This is a genomic window from Aquitalea magnusonii (genome assembly GCF_002217795.2).
Lineage (GTDB): Bacteria > Pseudomonadota > Gammaproteobacteria > Burkholderiales > Chromobacteriaceae > Aquitalea > Aquitalea magnusonii_B.
The window spans coordinates 3,127,878-3,141,346 of record NZ_AP018823.1 but is presented as its reverse complement, the minus strand read 5'-3'; the positions used below and the strand labels follow the sequence as shown (position 1 = coordinate 3,141,346).

General features: G+C 64.4%; 14 protein-coding genes. 9 read left to right on the top strand and 5 right to left on the bottom strand.

From position 1 onward, the window contains the following. The first annotated feature begins 6 nt into the window (after positions 1-6). From DLM_RS14945 to DLM_RS14925, 5 genes are all read left to right on the top strand, one after another. Entirely contained in the window at positions 7-1,050 is a 1,044-nt protein-coding gene (locus tag DLM_RS14945) for a hemin-degrading factor (protein WP_089085691.1), read from the top strand. Then, positions 1,040-1,834: a heme/hemin ABC transporter substrate-binding protein gene (locus DLM_RS14940; RefSeq protein ID WP_089085692.1), complete on the top strand. Its 795-nt coding sequence runs from the start codon at positions 1,040-1,042 to the stop codon at positions 1,832-1,834. Before DLM_RS14945 ends, DLM_RS14940 begins: the two co-directional genes overlap by 11 nt. After that, positions 1,831-2,826, top strand: coding sequence for a FecCD family ABC transporter permease (locus DLM_RS14935; protein WP_089085693.1), 996 nt, complete (start codon positions 1,831-1,833; stop codon positions 2,824-2,826). Before DLM_RS14940 ends, DLM_RS14935 begins: the two co-directional genes overlap by 4 nt. Further along, positions 2,819-3,610: an ABC transporter ATP-binding protein gene (locus DLM_RS14930; protein WP_167467128.1), complete on the top strand. Its 792-nt coding sequence runs from the start codon at positions 2,819-2,821 to the stop codon at positions 3,608-3,610. The genes DLM_RS14935 and DLM_RS14930 overlap by 8 nt, the downstream gene beginning before the upstream one ends. 298 nt (positions 3,611-3,908) lie before the next feature. Next, a complete protein-coding gene (locus DLM_RS14925) occupies positions 3,909-4,574 on the top strand; it encodes an OmpA family protein (protein WP_089085695.1) in 666 nt (221 codons plus the stop codon). 78 nt (positions 4,575-4,652) lie between these two features. Here DLM_RS14925 and DLM_RS14920 read toward each other — a convergent pair whose 3' ends face one another. Then, complete coding sequence (locus DLM_RS14920) at positions 4,653-5,573, bottom strand: LysR family transcriptional regulator (RefSeq protein WP_089085696.1); 921 nt, start codon at positions 5,571-5,573, stop codon at positions 4,653-4,655. 322 nt (positions 5,574-5,895) lie between these two features. On the opposite strand from DLM_RS14920, the gene DLM_RS14915 reads away from it, so the two are divergent. From DLM_RS14915 to nikR, 4 genes are all read left to right on the top strand, one after another. Beyond that, positions 5,896-7,299 carry an NAD(P)/FAD-dependent oxidoreductase gene (locus DLM_RS14915; RefSeq protein ID WP_089085697.1) on the top strand — a complete coding sequence of 468 codons (1,404 nt, stop codon included), beginning with the start codon at positions 5,896-5,898 and terminating at the stop codon, positions 7,297-7,299. 38 nt (positions 7,300-7,337) lie between these two features. Next, a complete protein-coding gene (locus DLM_RS14910; RefSeq protein ID WP_089085698.1) occupies positions 7,338-7,691 on the top strand; it encodes a cupin domain-containing protein in 354 nt (117 codons plus the stop codon). A gap of 48 nt (positions 7,692-7,739) precedes the next feature. Further along, positions 7,740-9,224, top strand: coding sequence for an aldehyde dehydrogenase family protein (locus DLM_RS14905; protein ID WP_089085699.1), 1,485 nt, complete (start codon positions 7,740-7,742; stop codon positions 9,222-9,224). 335 nt (positions 9,225-9,559) lie between these two features. Further along, positions 9,560-10,006: a nickel-responsive transcriptional regulator NikR gene (gene nikR / locus DLM_RS14900; protein WP_089085700.1), complete on the top strand. Its 447-nt coding sequence runs from the start codon at positions 9,560-9,562 to the stop codon at positions 10,004-10,006. A gap of 7 nt (positions 10,007-10,013) precedes the next feature. Here nikR and DLM_RS14895 read toward each other — a convergent pair whose 3' ends face one another. The 4 genes from DLM_RS14895 to DLM_RS23410 all read right to left on the bottom strand — a co-directional run bounded on the left by DLM_RS14895 (position 10,014) and on the right by DLM_RS23410 (position 13,309). After that, positions 10,014-10,868 carry an energy-coupling factor ABC transporter ATP-binding protein gene (locus DLM_RS14895; protein ID WP_089085701.1) on the bottom strand — a complete coding sequence of 285 codons (855 nt, stop codon included), beginning with the start codon at positions 10,866-10,868 and terminating at the stop codon, positions 10,014-10,016. Then, positions 10,865-11,716, bottom strand: a complete 852-nt coding sequence (gene cbiQ / locus DLM_RS14890; RefSeq protein ID WP_089085702.1) for a cobalt ECF transporter T component CbiQ — start codon at positions 11,714-11,716, stop codon at positions 10,865-10,867. The genes DLM_RS14895 and cbiQ overlap by 4 nt, the downstream gene beginning before the upstream one ends. Beyond that, entirely contained in the window at positions 11,713-12,768 is a 1,056-nt protein-coding gene (gene cbiM, locus DLM_RS14885; protein ID WP_089085703.1) for a cobalt transporter CbiM, read from the bottom strand. Before cbiM ends, cbiQ begins: the two co-directional genes overlap by 4 nt. 403 nt (positions 12,769-13,171) lie before the next feature. Next, positions 13,172-13,309, bottom strand: a complete 138-nt coding sequence (locus tag DLM_RS23410; RefSeq protein ID WP_167467127.1) for a hypothetical protein — start codon at positions 13,307-13,309, stop codon at positions 13,172-13,174. Positions 13,310-13,469 lie beyond the last annotated feature (160 nt).

The following is a 13,469-nucleotide window of genomic DNA, read 5'->3' as shown; positions in this document are numbered from 1 at the left end:
GACATCATGAGCACACCCACCCTGTTGCAGCGTTACCAGCAGCTCAGACAAGAACAAAGCCAGTTGCGCCAGCGCGATGCAGCCCGCGCACTGGGCGTCAGCGAGGCCGCACTGGTGGCCTGCCTGCCGCAAACCATTGCCTTGCACTGCCAGCCAGCCCAGCTACTGCCGGCACTGGCGGCCTTGGGCCAGCTCAAGTCCATCACCCGCAATCAGGTAGTGGTACATGAAACCCAGGGCGCGTACCGCAACCTGACCCTGTCGGAAAAAACCGGCCTGGTGCTGAACCCGGATGGCCTGGATTTGCGGCTGTTCCTGACCCACTGGCAGCACGCCTATGCGCTACGCCAGCCCGGCCCGCAAGGTCTGCTGCACTCGCTGCAGTTTTTTGATGCCCAGGGCGAAGCCATCAACAAGCTGTACCTGCTGGAGGAGGACAAGCTGCCCGCCTGGGAAAAACTGGTGCAGACCCACCGCATGCAGGCCGACGCACCGGCACCGGCTGGCATCAGCATCGCCGCCCAGCCGCATGTGGCCGCCAGCAGCGATACCAGCGGCTTTGCCGATGCCTGGCTGGCCTTGCAGGATGTGCATCACTTTCATGCCCTGCTCAAGCGCTATGGCCTCAAGCGCCAGCAAGCCTTCCGCCTGGCACCGCCCGGTTTTGCCCATCGCCTGCACGGCAGTGCGCTGACCGCCTTGCTGGAAGGCGCTGCCGCCAGCGCACTGCCCATCATGGCCTTTGTCGGTAATCGCGGCATGGTGCAAATCCACACCGGCCCGATCAAGTCGGTGCGTCGCGTCGGCCCCTGGCTGAACGTGCTGGACCCGGCTTTCAACCTGCACATCCTGGAGGATGAAATCACCGAGCTATGGCTGGTGCGCCGCCCCACCCGTGACGGCGTCATCACCTCGGTAGAGGCTTTTGACGCCGCCGGGGAGAGCGTGCTCAGCTTCTTTGGCCAGCGCCGCGAAGGCGAAGCGGAACTTCCGGCATGGCGCGCACTGGCTGCCGCCCTGCCGGCACAGGAGGCGCAACATGCTGCCTAAGCGATGGATGGCATTGCTCTGCCTGCTGTGTGCCTTGCCTGTGCAGGCCGGGCAGCGGGTGGTGGCGCTCAGTGCCGATGTGGCCGAGCTGGTGGTGGCCCTGCAGGCCCAGCAGCTACTGGTGGGGCGCGACAAGCTGGCGCGCCAGCCGCAATTGGCACAGGTGCCGGTGATTGGCAGCTCGCGCGCGCTGACGGCACCGCCGGTGCTGGCGGTCAAGCCGGATCTGGTCATCGGCAGTGATCAGGCCCAGCCGCCCGGCATCTACCAGCAATTGACGGCGCTGGGGCTCAAGGTGCTCAAGGTAAACCACAGTGATGATCCGCAAGCCTTTGCCGATGGCATGCGCCAGGTCGGTCTGGCACTGGGCCGCCCGGCCCAGGCCGAGGCGCTGGCCAGCCAGTGGCTGCTGGCGCTCAAGCCGCAGCCGGGCAGTGGCAAGCGCATTCTGCTGAGCTACGACGGACGGCTGGTGGCCGGGCGGGGGACGGCGGGGGATGCGCTGATCCGCGCTGCCGGCGGGGTGAATGCCGCGGCGGATATCCAGGGCTTTTTGCCGATGAATCCGGAAGCCTGGCTCAAGGCCGCGCCCGACATCGTGATTGTCGCCGCGCACAATGCGCCGGTATATGGCGGCTTGAAAGCCCTGCAGGCACGGCCTGAGCTGGCCTCTTCCAATGCCGTGCGCAGCGGCAAGGTGCTGGCCTGGCCGGCGGCAGATTTCCTGCGTCTGGGCGTAGGCAGCCCGGCGGTGGTGACGCGTTTGCGGCAGTTGGCCTCATGAGAGCGGCCATTGTGCTGCCCCGGCGCAGTGGCGGGCTGCCGCCGCAGTTCTGGCGCTGGCTGTGCCTGCCGCCGCTGGCGGCCTTGCTCATCTGGCTGATCCTGGGGCTGGGTGGCGGCCAGTGGGCGGTGCCGGATTGGCAAGACCCGCTGGTCAGCCGCCTGCGCTGGCCACGCATCCTGAATGCCTTGCTGGTGGGCAGTGCGCTGTCGCTGGCGGGGGCAGGCCTGCAGGCGCTGTTTCGCAACCCGCTGGCAGACCCCGGCCTGCTGGGTACTTCCGCCGGCTCGGCACTGGGCGTGGTACTGGTGATCGCGCTGGGCGGCCTGGGGGTGTCGGTGCCGCTGGCGGCCTTTGTCGGCGGGCTGGCCGTCACCATGCTCATCCTGCTGCTCAACCAGTTGCTGCGCGGCGGTCAGGCAGGGCTGCTGATGATAGGCGTGGTGATTGGTGCCAGTTGTGCTGCCATGGTCAGCCTGCTGCTGTTTTTGTCCGATGACCTGACCCTGCGCGGTGCCAGCAACTGGCTGGCTGGCAGCCTGGCTGAATCACGCTTTGCCGATCACCAATATGTGTGGCCGGTAATGCTGGTGGGCGCAGTGCTGATGCTGGCGCTGGGGCGGGATCTGGACTGCCTGCTGCTGGGCGATGAGGTGGCCCGCTCCATGGGCGTGCGCGTGGGCCGCACTCGGGGGCTGGCTGCCATGGCCGCCGCCATGCTGACCGGCGGTGCGGTGACGCTGTCCGGGCTGATCGGCTTCATCGGCATGATGGTGCCCAATGCGGTGGCGCTGTGTCATCAGGGCAGCCGCCGCCAACTGATGCTGCATGCCAGTTGGGTGGGGGCGCTCACCTTGTTGCTGATCGACACCCTGGGGCGTGAAGCGGTATATCCGGTAGACCTGCCCGCCGGGGTGGTGGCGGCCTTTGCCGGTCCGCCGTGCTTCTTGTGGCTGTTCTGGCGTTTGCAGAAAGGGGGCCTGCGTGGCTGATGCCTGGGAAATCGAGCAACTTACAGTAAGCGCGCAAGGCCGCACCCTGGTCTCGCTGGGGGGGCTGACGGTGCCGCGCGGCCAACTGCTGGTGCTGATTGGCCCCAATGGTGCCGGCAAGAGCAGTCTGCTGCGCGCCATGGCCGGTTTTGCCGGCCAATGCCGTGGCCGTTTGCTGGGCCGGCCCATTGGCGGCAGGGGCTACCCGTATGGTTTGCTGTCCTGGGTGGCGCAGCACGAAACCGGTGATAGTCCCTTGTCGGTGGCCGATTACCTGATGCTGGGCCGGCGTCCGGCGCTGGGCCTGTTGCGCCAGCCCGATGCTGCCGACCACCGCCGCGTGGCCGAGGCCTTGCAGGTGATGGAACTGACGGCACTGGCTACTCAACGGGTCTCCCGCCTGTCCGGTGGTGAGCGCCAGCGTGCCGCCATTGCCCGCGCCCTGGTACAGGATGCCCCCTGCCTGCTGCTGGACGAGCCGAGCAATCATCTGGATATCCGCCACCAGCATCTGTTGATGCAGCATCTCAAACAGTTGACCGGGCAGGGCAGGACGGTGGTGTGCGTGCTGCACGACCTGCAACTGGCCGCCAATCACGCGGACCAGCTCTGGCTGCTGGCCGATGGTGTGCTGCGTTGCCGTGGTACGCCGGCACAGGTACTGACGCACCCGGTGCTGGCAGAAGCCTACCGTTGGCCATTACAGGCAGTCAGCAGGGCCGGGCAAGGCTGGAGCATTGTCAGCAATCCGCAGGGCAGTATCGGCCTGGCGGCGCACGACTGAGGCCATGTCCGCACAGACGTGTACTTTTGCTTACACAAGGTACACGTTTGCTTACACGTCTGGTTTGTCAGCGGTTCTATAATATGAATTAAATCAAACCGGCGTGTCGCAGCCTGTCTCCGACCGTCAGTGAACTTGTCCGTGCCCGCGCTGCCTCAGGCTGGTGCCTGGAACATGCCGGAATGGCCCCTTGCCACGCACATCCAGCCAGAGGTGGCAGGCGGCACATAACCGCCCGCGGCCCGGACCCAACCCTGCCGGTGGCGTGCATGGCACGCACCGCAACGAGGAGATCACGATGAAAAACCTGATGACTACCCTGGTGGCTGTTGCCATCGCCTCTGCCAGCCTCAGCGGTTGCGCCAATATGAGCGAAACCCAGCAAACCACCGGAACCGGTGCGGCAGTGGGCGCAGGTGTCGGTGCCTTGCTGGGCGCGTTGACCGCAGGTGGCCACACCGGTCGCAGCGCGGTAACTGGCGCTGCCGTGGGCGCGGCATTGGGAGCAGGTGGTGGTTATCTGTGGTCGCAGCACATGCAAAAGCAGAAAGAGGCGATGGAAAAGGCCTCGCAGGGGACTGGCGTCAGCGTCAGCCAAACCGCCGACAACCAGCTCAAGCTGAATATTCCGAGCGATGTCTCGTTTGACTCTGGCCGCTACGACATCAAGCCCAATCTGCGCCCGGTGCTGGACCGCTTTGCCACTACCCTGCAGCAAAACCCGGTGACCACCGTGCGCATTGTCGGCCACACTGACAACACCGGCAGCGATGCCATCAACAATCCGCTGTCGGTCAACCGCGCCAGCGCCACCCGTGATTATCTGGTCAAGCGTGGTGTGGCTGCCAGCCGCATCAGCATCGACGGCATGGGCTCGCGTCAGCCGATTGCTGACAACAGCAGTGTGGCTGGCCGTGCCGCCAACCGCCGCGTGGAAATCTTTGTCGGCGAAGCTGGCAAGTAAGCCGTCAGCGAAGCATCGCGCAGTCAGCAAAAAGCCCCCGCAAGGGGGCTTTTGCATGTCGGACAGGCCTGGCTGGTGTCAGCCGTTGCGGCTTTGTTCCAGCGACTGCAGGAAATATTCCAGCACCAGATTGGGCCGACGCCCCTTGCGCAGGGCCACGTTCAGCGGAATGTCGTAGCAGAATTGTTGTGGATGCAAGGGCCGCATCACGCCTTGTGCCACCCAGCCGGCGGCAAAGTGGTCCGGCAAAAAGCCGATATAGCCGCCGGTGAGAATCAGAAAGGCAATGCCTTCCCGGTCGGACGCGGTGGCGGTGCAGTTAAGCGCGTGGTGTTGCGCCATGGCCTCCACCGTCAGTCGGTAGTTGGGGGCGATGGCTTCGGCGCTGTGCAGCTCGTCCTGGCTGATGTCGCTATCGGCGCGGGCAAAGAAGGGGTGTTCGCGGCTGCAATACAGCAGCGAATGTTCTTCGTACAGTGGCAGGTAGTCCAGCCCGGACAGCGGGTTGATCAGCGGCACCACGCCCACGTGCAGGTGGCCGTCCTGCACGCCCAGTTCGATTTCGCTGGGAGTGGTCATGGAGATATTGATGCGCACCCCCGGCCCGCGCGCACTCAAGGACTTGAGCGCATGGGTCAGGTGCATGTGCGACTGGGTGACCAGATTGTTGATGATGCCGATGTTCAGCTCGCCGCGCAGTTGGTGGTGCAGTTGGTTCACCTCGGTGCGGAATTCCTCGATGGCCGACAGCATGGTCTGGCTGGCGTGCAATACCGCCCGGCCTTCGTCGGTGAGGGCAAAGCCGGCCCGACCGCGCTGGCACAGGCAGATGCCCAGCCGCTTTTCCAGATCGCCCATGTGCAGGCTGATGGCAGAACGGCTGATGCCCAGCACGCTTTCCGCTGCGGAAAAGCTGCCGCATTCGACCACGGTCTTGAACAGGCGCAGCAGGCGGATATCAAAATCGCTGACCTGGGCGAGGGATTTTTTTTTGCTCATCAGTTGAGTATTTCTGAAACTGAAGATAAGAAATTCGGGATTTATCTCAACATATCACCTGGTTCAAGCTATGCCAAGCAACACGCTGCCAGGCAGGATGCCCCTGCCGGACAGCGCTTGCATGGTGTGGGGCTGCGCAGTGTTACCGGGCTATCCGCCATGATGTTGGCCGCTATCCGGCAGGCAGTGCGTGGCGCTTTCATGGCGCGCGTCTTGCTTGCAGAGTGCCGACATCGCATGATCGACACCGCGTCTGCCTTTTGGTGTTGCAGCGCGGTGCATCTCCCTGTGAACTGTCCCATGCCCGAGGAATGACTGTTTTATGCCGCAAATCGTGTTTGAACGTGAGGCACCGCCACAAGAGCTGATCGACGCCGCGCTGGCCGGCAGCGTCAACCGCCCGTTCTGGGGAGATGATGTGGCGCACCTGCGTCGCAGTTTCCCCCCGCTGCAAGGCAAGGCCAGTGCTGATCTGGCCATTGTCGGCGGTGGTTTTCTCGGCCTGTGGAGCGCCATTCTGGCCAAGGAGCGCAACCCGTCACGCTCGGTCACCCTGCTGGAAGGCCGTCAGGTGGGCTGGGCCGCATCCGGCCGCAACGGCGGCTTTTGTGAGGCCAGCATCACCCATGGCGAGGAAAACGGCCAGCAGCGCTGGCCGGAGGAAATGGCCGAGCTGGACGCGCAGGGTCTGCAGAATCTGGACGAAATCGAAGCCACCATCCGGCGTTACGGTATCGACTGCGACTTCGAACGCACCGGCGTGCTGGTGGTGGCCGTGGAGCCCTACCAGGACGAGCAACTGCGTGGTGAAGGTTATATGGATGCCGCGCAGATCCGCGCCGAGCTCAATTCGCCCACCTTCCTGTCCGGCATCTGGGAAAAAGACAGCACGGCGATGATCCACCCCGGCAAGCTGGTGCTGGAACTGGCGCGGGTGGCGGTTGAGCTGGGTGTGCAGATTCACGAACAATCCGCCGTCACCGCGCTGCACAGCCGCGGCAGCCGGGTGCGGCTGGCGACGGAGCTGGGCGAGCTGGATGCCGCCCGCGTGGTGCTGGCTACCAATGCCTTTCCCTCGCTGCTCAAGCGTTACCGCTGGCACACCATCCCGGTGTACGACTATGTGCTGATGACCGAGCCGCTCACCGCGCAACAGTTGGCGTCCATCGGCTGGCACAACCGCCAGGGCATTGCCGACATGGCCAACCAGTTTCATTACTACCGCATCACCCGCGACAACCGCATCCTGTTTGGCGGCTACGATGCCGTCTACAACTTTGGCGGCAAGGTGGATGATGTCTATGACGAGCGCCCGGCTTCGTTTACCCGGCTGGCCAGTCACTTCTTTACTACCTTTCCGCAATTGGCCGGGCTGCGTTTCAGCCATCGCTGGGGCGGGGCCATTGATACCTCTACCCGCTTTTGTGCCTTTTTTGCCCTGGCGCGTGGCGGCAAGGTGGCCTATGCCGCCGGTTTTACCGGCCTGGGTGTAGGAGCCACCCGCTTTGCCGCCAATGTGCTGCTGGACAAGATAGAAGGGCTGGACACACCGCGTACCCGCTTGCGCATGGTGCGCGAGATACCGCCACCGTTTCCGCCGGAGCCGCTGACCTATGTTGCCGTGCAGGCCACGCGCTGGTCGCTGAACCAGGCCGACCACAACCACGGCAAGCGCAATCTGATGCTGCGCACCATGGATGCGCTGGGTCTGGGTTTCGATTCCTGAATCCGTTCGTCCTTTTCTGACCATCCAAGGAAGCAAGCATGTCCAATCCCTTTGCCCTGCTGGCCAATCTCAGCGTGGACGCCACGCGCATTGCGCTGGAATATCGCGAAGTCCCGGCCGATCAGCTCATTAGCGGCCCCGCCCAGGTGGGCACAGCCGAGCTGGGTAGCCTGCACGGCTGCAGCATCGGCGTGTGGGAAATGTCGCCCAGCGTCACCACCGATGTGGAAGTGGACGAATTTTTCATTGTGCTGTCGGGTCAGGCCAGCGTGCAGTTTGCCGATGGCCGCCCACCGCTGGAATTGCAGCCCGGCACCGTGGGCCATCTGGCGGCCGGCACCGCCACCACCTGGGTGGTGACACAAACACTGCGCAAGATCTACATCGCCTGAGCGGCACAGACCGCCCGGCACAACAATAGCAAGGCAGGAGGAAGAAACATGGAAGTGCGCAACAACTACATCAATGGCCGTTGGCAAGCCTCGGTCAGCGGCGCTACCCGCGAAGTCATCAACCCGTCCAATGGCGAAGTGATTGCCCTGGTCACCGACAGCGTGGCCGAGGACAGCAAGCAGGCGATTGCCGCCGCGCGCCATGCTTTTGACCGCGACGGCAGTTGGCGGCGCATGGCCGGGCCCAAGCGTGCCGACATGCTGCTGCGTATTGCCGATGCCATTGCCGCCCGCGCCGACGAACTGGCGGTGATGGACACGCTGGACAATGGCAAGCCGCTGCGCGAGGCGCGCTGCGATGTGGACGATGCGGTGGCCTGTTTCCGCTATTACGCCGGGCTGATCACCAAGCCGCAGGGCGGGGTGTATGAAGTCAGCGACGGCTTTGGCCCGATGCATGCCTATTCCATGCACGAACCGGTGGGCGTGTGCGCGCTGATCACCCCGTGGAACTACCCCTTGCTGATGGCCACCTGGAAACTGGCCCCTGCACTGGCGGCGGGCAACTGCGTGGTGTTCAAGCCCAGCGAAGTCACCCCGCTGTCGGCGGTGGCCCTGTTTGAAATCTTCGATGCCGTCGGCCTGCCTCCGGGCACCGCCAACCTGGTGCTGGGCAGCGGCCCGGCCGCCGGGCAGGAGCTGGCCGCCAGCCATGATGTGGACATGATCACCTTCACCGGCAGCACCCGCACCGGGCAAACCATTGCCGCCGCGGCAGTGGGGAACCTGAAAAAAGTGGGGCTGGAGCTGGGTGGCAAGTCGCCCAACATCATCTTTGCCGATGCCGATCTGGAAGGCGCGGTGGAGTGGGCGATGATAGGCGTGTTCTTCAACCAGGGCGAAGTATGCTCGGCCGGTTCGCGCATCCTGATTGAAGAAAGCATCAAGGACCGCTTTGTCGCCCGACTGGCCGAACGCGCCAATGCCATGACCATTGCTCCGGGCATGAAGGATGCCGACATGGGCGCGATTGTGTCTGCCGCGCAGCTGGAAAAGGTGCTGGGCCATATCGAACGCGCCAAACAGCAAGGCGCAACACTGGTGTGTGGCGGCGAGCGTTATGTCGAGGGCGACTGTGCCAATGGTTACTTCGTGAGGCCCACCATCTTCGACAATTGCACCCGCGACATGGACATCGTGCGTGAGGAAGTATTCGGCCCGGTGGTGGCCATCCAGACCTTCACCACGGAGGCCGAAGCCATTGCCATGGCCAATGACACGCCGTACGGCCTGGCTGGCGGGGTGTTCACCAGCGATGGCGCACGCGCATTGCGGGTGGTGAAGGAAGTGCGCGCCGGCGTCACCTGGATCAACTGCTACAACCCCACCTTCAACGAAGCGCCGTGGGGCGGTTACAAGATGAGCGGCTATGGCCGCGATCTGGGTGTCAACGGCTTGCTGGAATACCAGCAGGTGAAGCAGGTGAGCATCAATCTGCAACCGGGCCTGGTGGGCTGGTATCCGCAACGCTAGAACGCCACGTCACGCTAGAAGACCAGATCGGGGCAGGAGCAACAGGGGGTTGGCAGGGCATGCCAGCCCCCTGTTTGCCTGTATGGCGCGAGTGCAAGTACCGCAGGCCGCACTGCCGCAGCGCCTGCCAGCGCCTGCCAGCGCGGGCCTTGCGGCACCGGCGACGGTAGGCAGATAAAGCACGCAGGCAAGGCCATATGGCAGCGCTCTGCCCTGGCCGGCAAGGCCATGCGCATCACGGGTGGCCGTGCCGGGGGGGGGGCTTGCTGCGGCGTATGGCTGCTGGGGGAGTGCCGACCTCTGTTATGCTGCGCATCTGATTTGTGGAGACCCGCATGCAAAGACTGACCATTTCGCTCAGCGACGAGCTGGCACAGGCATTTGATGAATTGATGGCCCGGCGCGGCTACAGCAGCCGTTCCGAAGCGGTGCGCGACATGTTGCGCCGCGAACTGGGGGAGGATGATCTGGCCGGCGAAGCGGGCGGCCCCTGTGTGGCGGTGCTCAGCTATGTGTTCGACCACCACGAGCGCCAGTTGTCATCCCGGCTGACCGGGCTGCAGCACGACCACCACGATCTGGCGGTGGCCACCATGCACGCCCATATCAGCCACGCGGACTGTATCGAGACGGTGATCCTGCGCGGTGATAGTGCCGAGGTGGAGCGTTTTGCCCGTTCGGTGATTGCCGAAACCGGTGTGCGTCACGGCCAGGTGCAGCTGATTCCGGTGAGCCCGGCCACGCAGCGCGGCCCCTTGTACCGCCGCAAGAAATCATCCTGAGCCGCGCTCAGCCCTGCCGCCGGCCCAACTGACGGTAGCCACTGCGTGGCCCGGCATGGCTGTGTTGATGGCCATGGGCATGCGGGTGGCTGTGGACCTGGCCATCGGCATGCCGGTGCGGGTGGGCGTGCAGCAACTGGCTGCGCGCCAGCAGGGCGTGGTCGGCCAGGATAGCCTGTGGGCTGCCCTGGGCCAGCAAGCGGCCTTCGGCCATCACGATGACGTGGTCGGCAATGTCCGCCACGCTGTCCAGATCGTGGGTGGCGGTAATGATGGTGCGGCCATTGCCACGGCTTTCCAGCAAAAAGCGCAGCACCTCGCTCTGGCTGGCCGGGTCCAGTGCGGCAGTCGGCTCGTCCAGCAGCAGCACTTCGGGCTGCATGATCAGCACCGAGGCCAGTGCCACCCGCTTGCGCTCGCCACCGGACAGCCGGTGCGGTGCGCGGTGCTGCAGATGGCTGATGCCGAATTGCTGCAAGGTGGCGGCAATGGCGGTGCGGATGTCTTGCTCCGGCCAGCCCAGTTGCAGCGGGCCAAAGGCCAGTTCGTCAAATACCGTGGGATTGAACAGTTGCACGTCCGGGTTCTGGAACACCAGGCCCACGCGGCGGCGGAAGGCGTAATGGCGCGCATCATCCGCCAGTGCCGCTTCGCTCAGCACTTCGCCAAAGGCGTACACCTCGCCTTGCTGGGCAAAATACAGGCCGTCCAGCAGGCGCAGCAGGGTGGATTTGCCCGAGCCGTTGGCACCGAGCAGGGCGATACGGCTGCCGGCGGCAATCTCCAGCGTCAGTTCATGCAGGGCAGTGTGTTGCTGATAACGAAAGCTGACCTGTTGCAGGCGGTATACCGGGTGGCTCATGCGTGGGTCCAGACAATGAGAAAGGGCAGGGCGACGGCCAGCAGCAGGGCGCACCAGTCGCGTTTGCGGGTGTGAAAGCTGTGCAACAGGTAGATATCACCGCGATAACCGCGCGACACCATGGCCAGATGCACATCGCTGCTCAACTGAAAGGCCTTGCCCAGCAGTACGCCGCTGCTGCTGGCGATCAACTGGCGTGCCATGCGGCCAGAGGCTGGGGCCAGCATGCGGCTGCGTCTGGCCTCAAACATCTGGCTGGCGGTTTGCAGCAGCACAAACACATAGCGATGGGTCATGCCCAGCAGGGCCACCAACAGTACCGGCACCCCCAGGCTGCGCATGGCCTTGAGCACATGCGTCCACGGTGTGCTCAGCATCAGCAGCAGGGCAAAGCTGGCGGCAACCTCCGCCCTGCCCAACAGCAAGGCGGCGCTGTACAAGCCCTGCCGGCTGACGGGCCAGCCCAGCAGTGGCAGGGAGAACAGTGTTTCTCCCGGTACCAGAAACAGCGCCGGCACCGCCAGCACGCCGCTGAACAGCAGCACGCTCAGCCAGGCCTGGCGGTAGAGCTGGCGCAGGCTGATCTGCGAGCATTGTCCCAGCAGCACGGCCAGCCCCAGCAATAACAGCAGGCTGCCGGGCTGGCGGGCCAGCAAGGCGGCGCTCAGCACGGCCAGTAGCGACAGCAGCTTGATGCGCGGGTCCAGTTGCTGCAGCAGGCCCTGGCGTGCGCTCTGTGCCTCGGCATCCAACGCATGTTCCATCACCTGCTGCAAGCCATGCACCATGCGCTCGGCGATATTGCCGCGATGGCGGTGTCCGCCGGCAATAAAGGATTGTTCGCTCACTGTGGCAGGCCGCGCTTGCCAGCCAGTTGCGACAGCAGTAACAGGCTGAGCAGGATCAGCCCGGCACCAAACACCGCCGACAGCACATAGCCAAAACCCGCGCTGTGAATGAAGGCCGGCGCATAGTCGGGGAAAGGCGCAGACCACAGCCCGGCCAGTCTGGCCAGACCTTCCGGTGCCGCTTGCGGCAGCACATGCTGGCCGGAGGCCTGAATGATTTCCAGCCGGCTGGCCGGGTTGGCAAAGTCTTCCGCCGCCCACTCGCCCCAGGCGGTACCGGCAGCCAGCAGGCCCAGCGGGGACAGGATCATCAGCCCGGCCAGGCCGTACCACAGTTGGCGTGCGCTGCGGCGGCTGCCTGCCGCCGCGGACATGGTGGCCTCACCGGCCAGCAGCGAGGGGTGGGAGCGCTGCAGATAGGCAACCAGGCCCGCGCTGAGCAGCATTTCCGCCAGGCCGGCAAAGCTCAGATGGCCGATCATCATCGCCGGAATGGCGACTGACAGCGGGTAGGGCGCATACAGCGGCGTGCCGCTGGCATCATGAAACAGCATGGGCTGCACGCCAAACTCGATGGCGGTCAGCAAGGCGGCGGCATTGATGGCCAGATAACCGGCCAGCCCGGCGGCCACCACCCGGCGGCGTGCGCTGATGTCGGCTCCGGCCGCCAGCAGGCGGTAGCTGGACCATGCCACCAGCGAACCGACCACCGCCATGTTCAGGCTATTGGCACCAAAGCTGCTGATGCCGCCATCGCCAAAAAACAGCGCCTGGATGAGCAGGGCAAGTGATACCGCGATGATGGAGGCCCATGGTCCCAGCACGATGCTGACAATGGTCATGCCCACCGCGTGGCCGCTGGTGCCGCCGGGCAGGGGCAGGTTGAACATCATGATGACGAAGCAGAAGGCGGAAAACACCGCAAACAGCGGCACCAGCCTGGTGTGCAGCAGCGCTTTGGCGCGCCGGTAGGCCAGCAGCCAGAAGGGGAGTGCCACCGCATAGGCCAGGGCGCAGGTGGATGGGCTGAGATAACCGTCAGGAATGTGCATGGCGCTGCCTTTCAGACATGGTGCGAGTGCGGTATTGCGTATGATTATTTTAAAAAATGTATGAAATCATAGCAAGATACATGCCATCTGTCATGTCTGGCCACCGGAGGCTGCCGCGCCGGAGCGGCAGGCAGCCCAGCCCGCTGGCCAGGGCCTGCCGGGTGGAAAGTCGTTGTGCGTTTATCGATCAAATCGCTCAGTGGCTGATCAGGCCGCACCACTGTGGGCCACCAGGCCGCAGGCTGTCCTGCGGCATGCTTGCTCATGCACCAGTTTGGCCATTGCTGCTGAAACCGTGGGCTTCGATTTGCACCAGCGGCTTGGCACGGCAACGGTCCGCCTGCACATGGAGCGCACGGCTGTCATCGCCCACGCATGGCAAGAAGGCGGCAGGCATCGCCGGCTAGTTTGCGCCGTGGCGGATATAGACCCGGTAATCCAGGCCCTGCAGCGTGCAGGACGTGGCCGGAGCATGCTGACGCTTGGCCTTGTCCAGCAGGATGGCGATATTGGCAAAGCTTTCCCGCGTCTGCGCCGTCACATTCCCGGATGCAAGCTGGCATCCCCGACAATGCTGGCCCTGCCGGCAATGGCCAGAATGTCCTGGTCTGGCCGGCCAGTGCGGCCCGGCTGAAGGTGGGACTGCGCCGGCCATATTGGCGCGCACTGGCAAAAGCGCTCTGGGCAGCGTTCATGGTGCT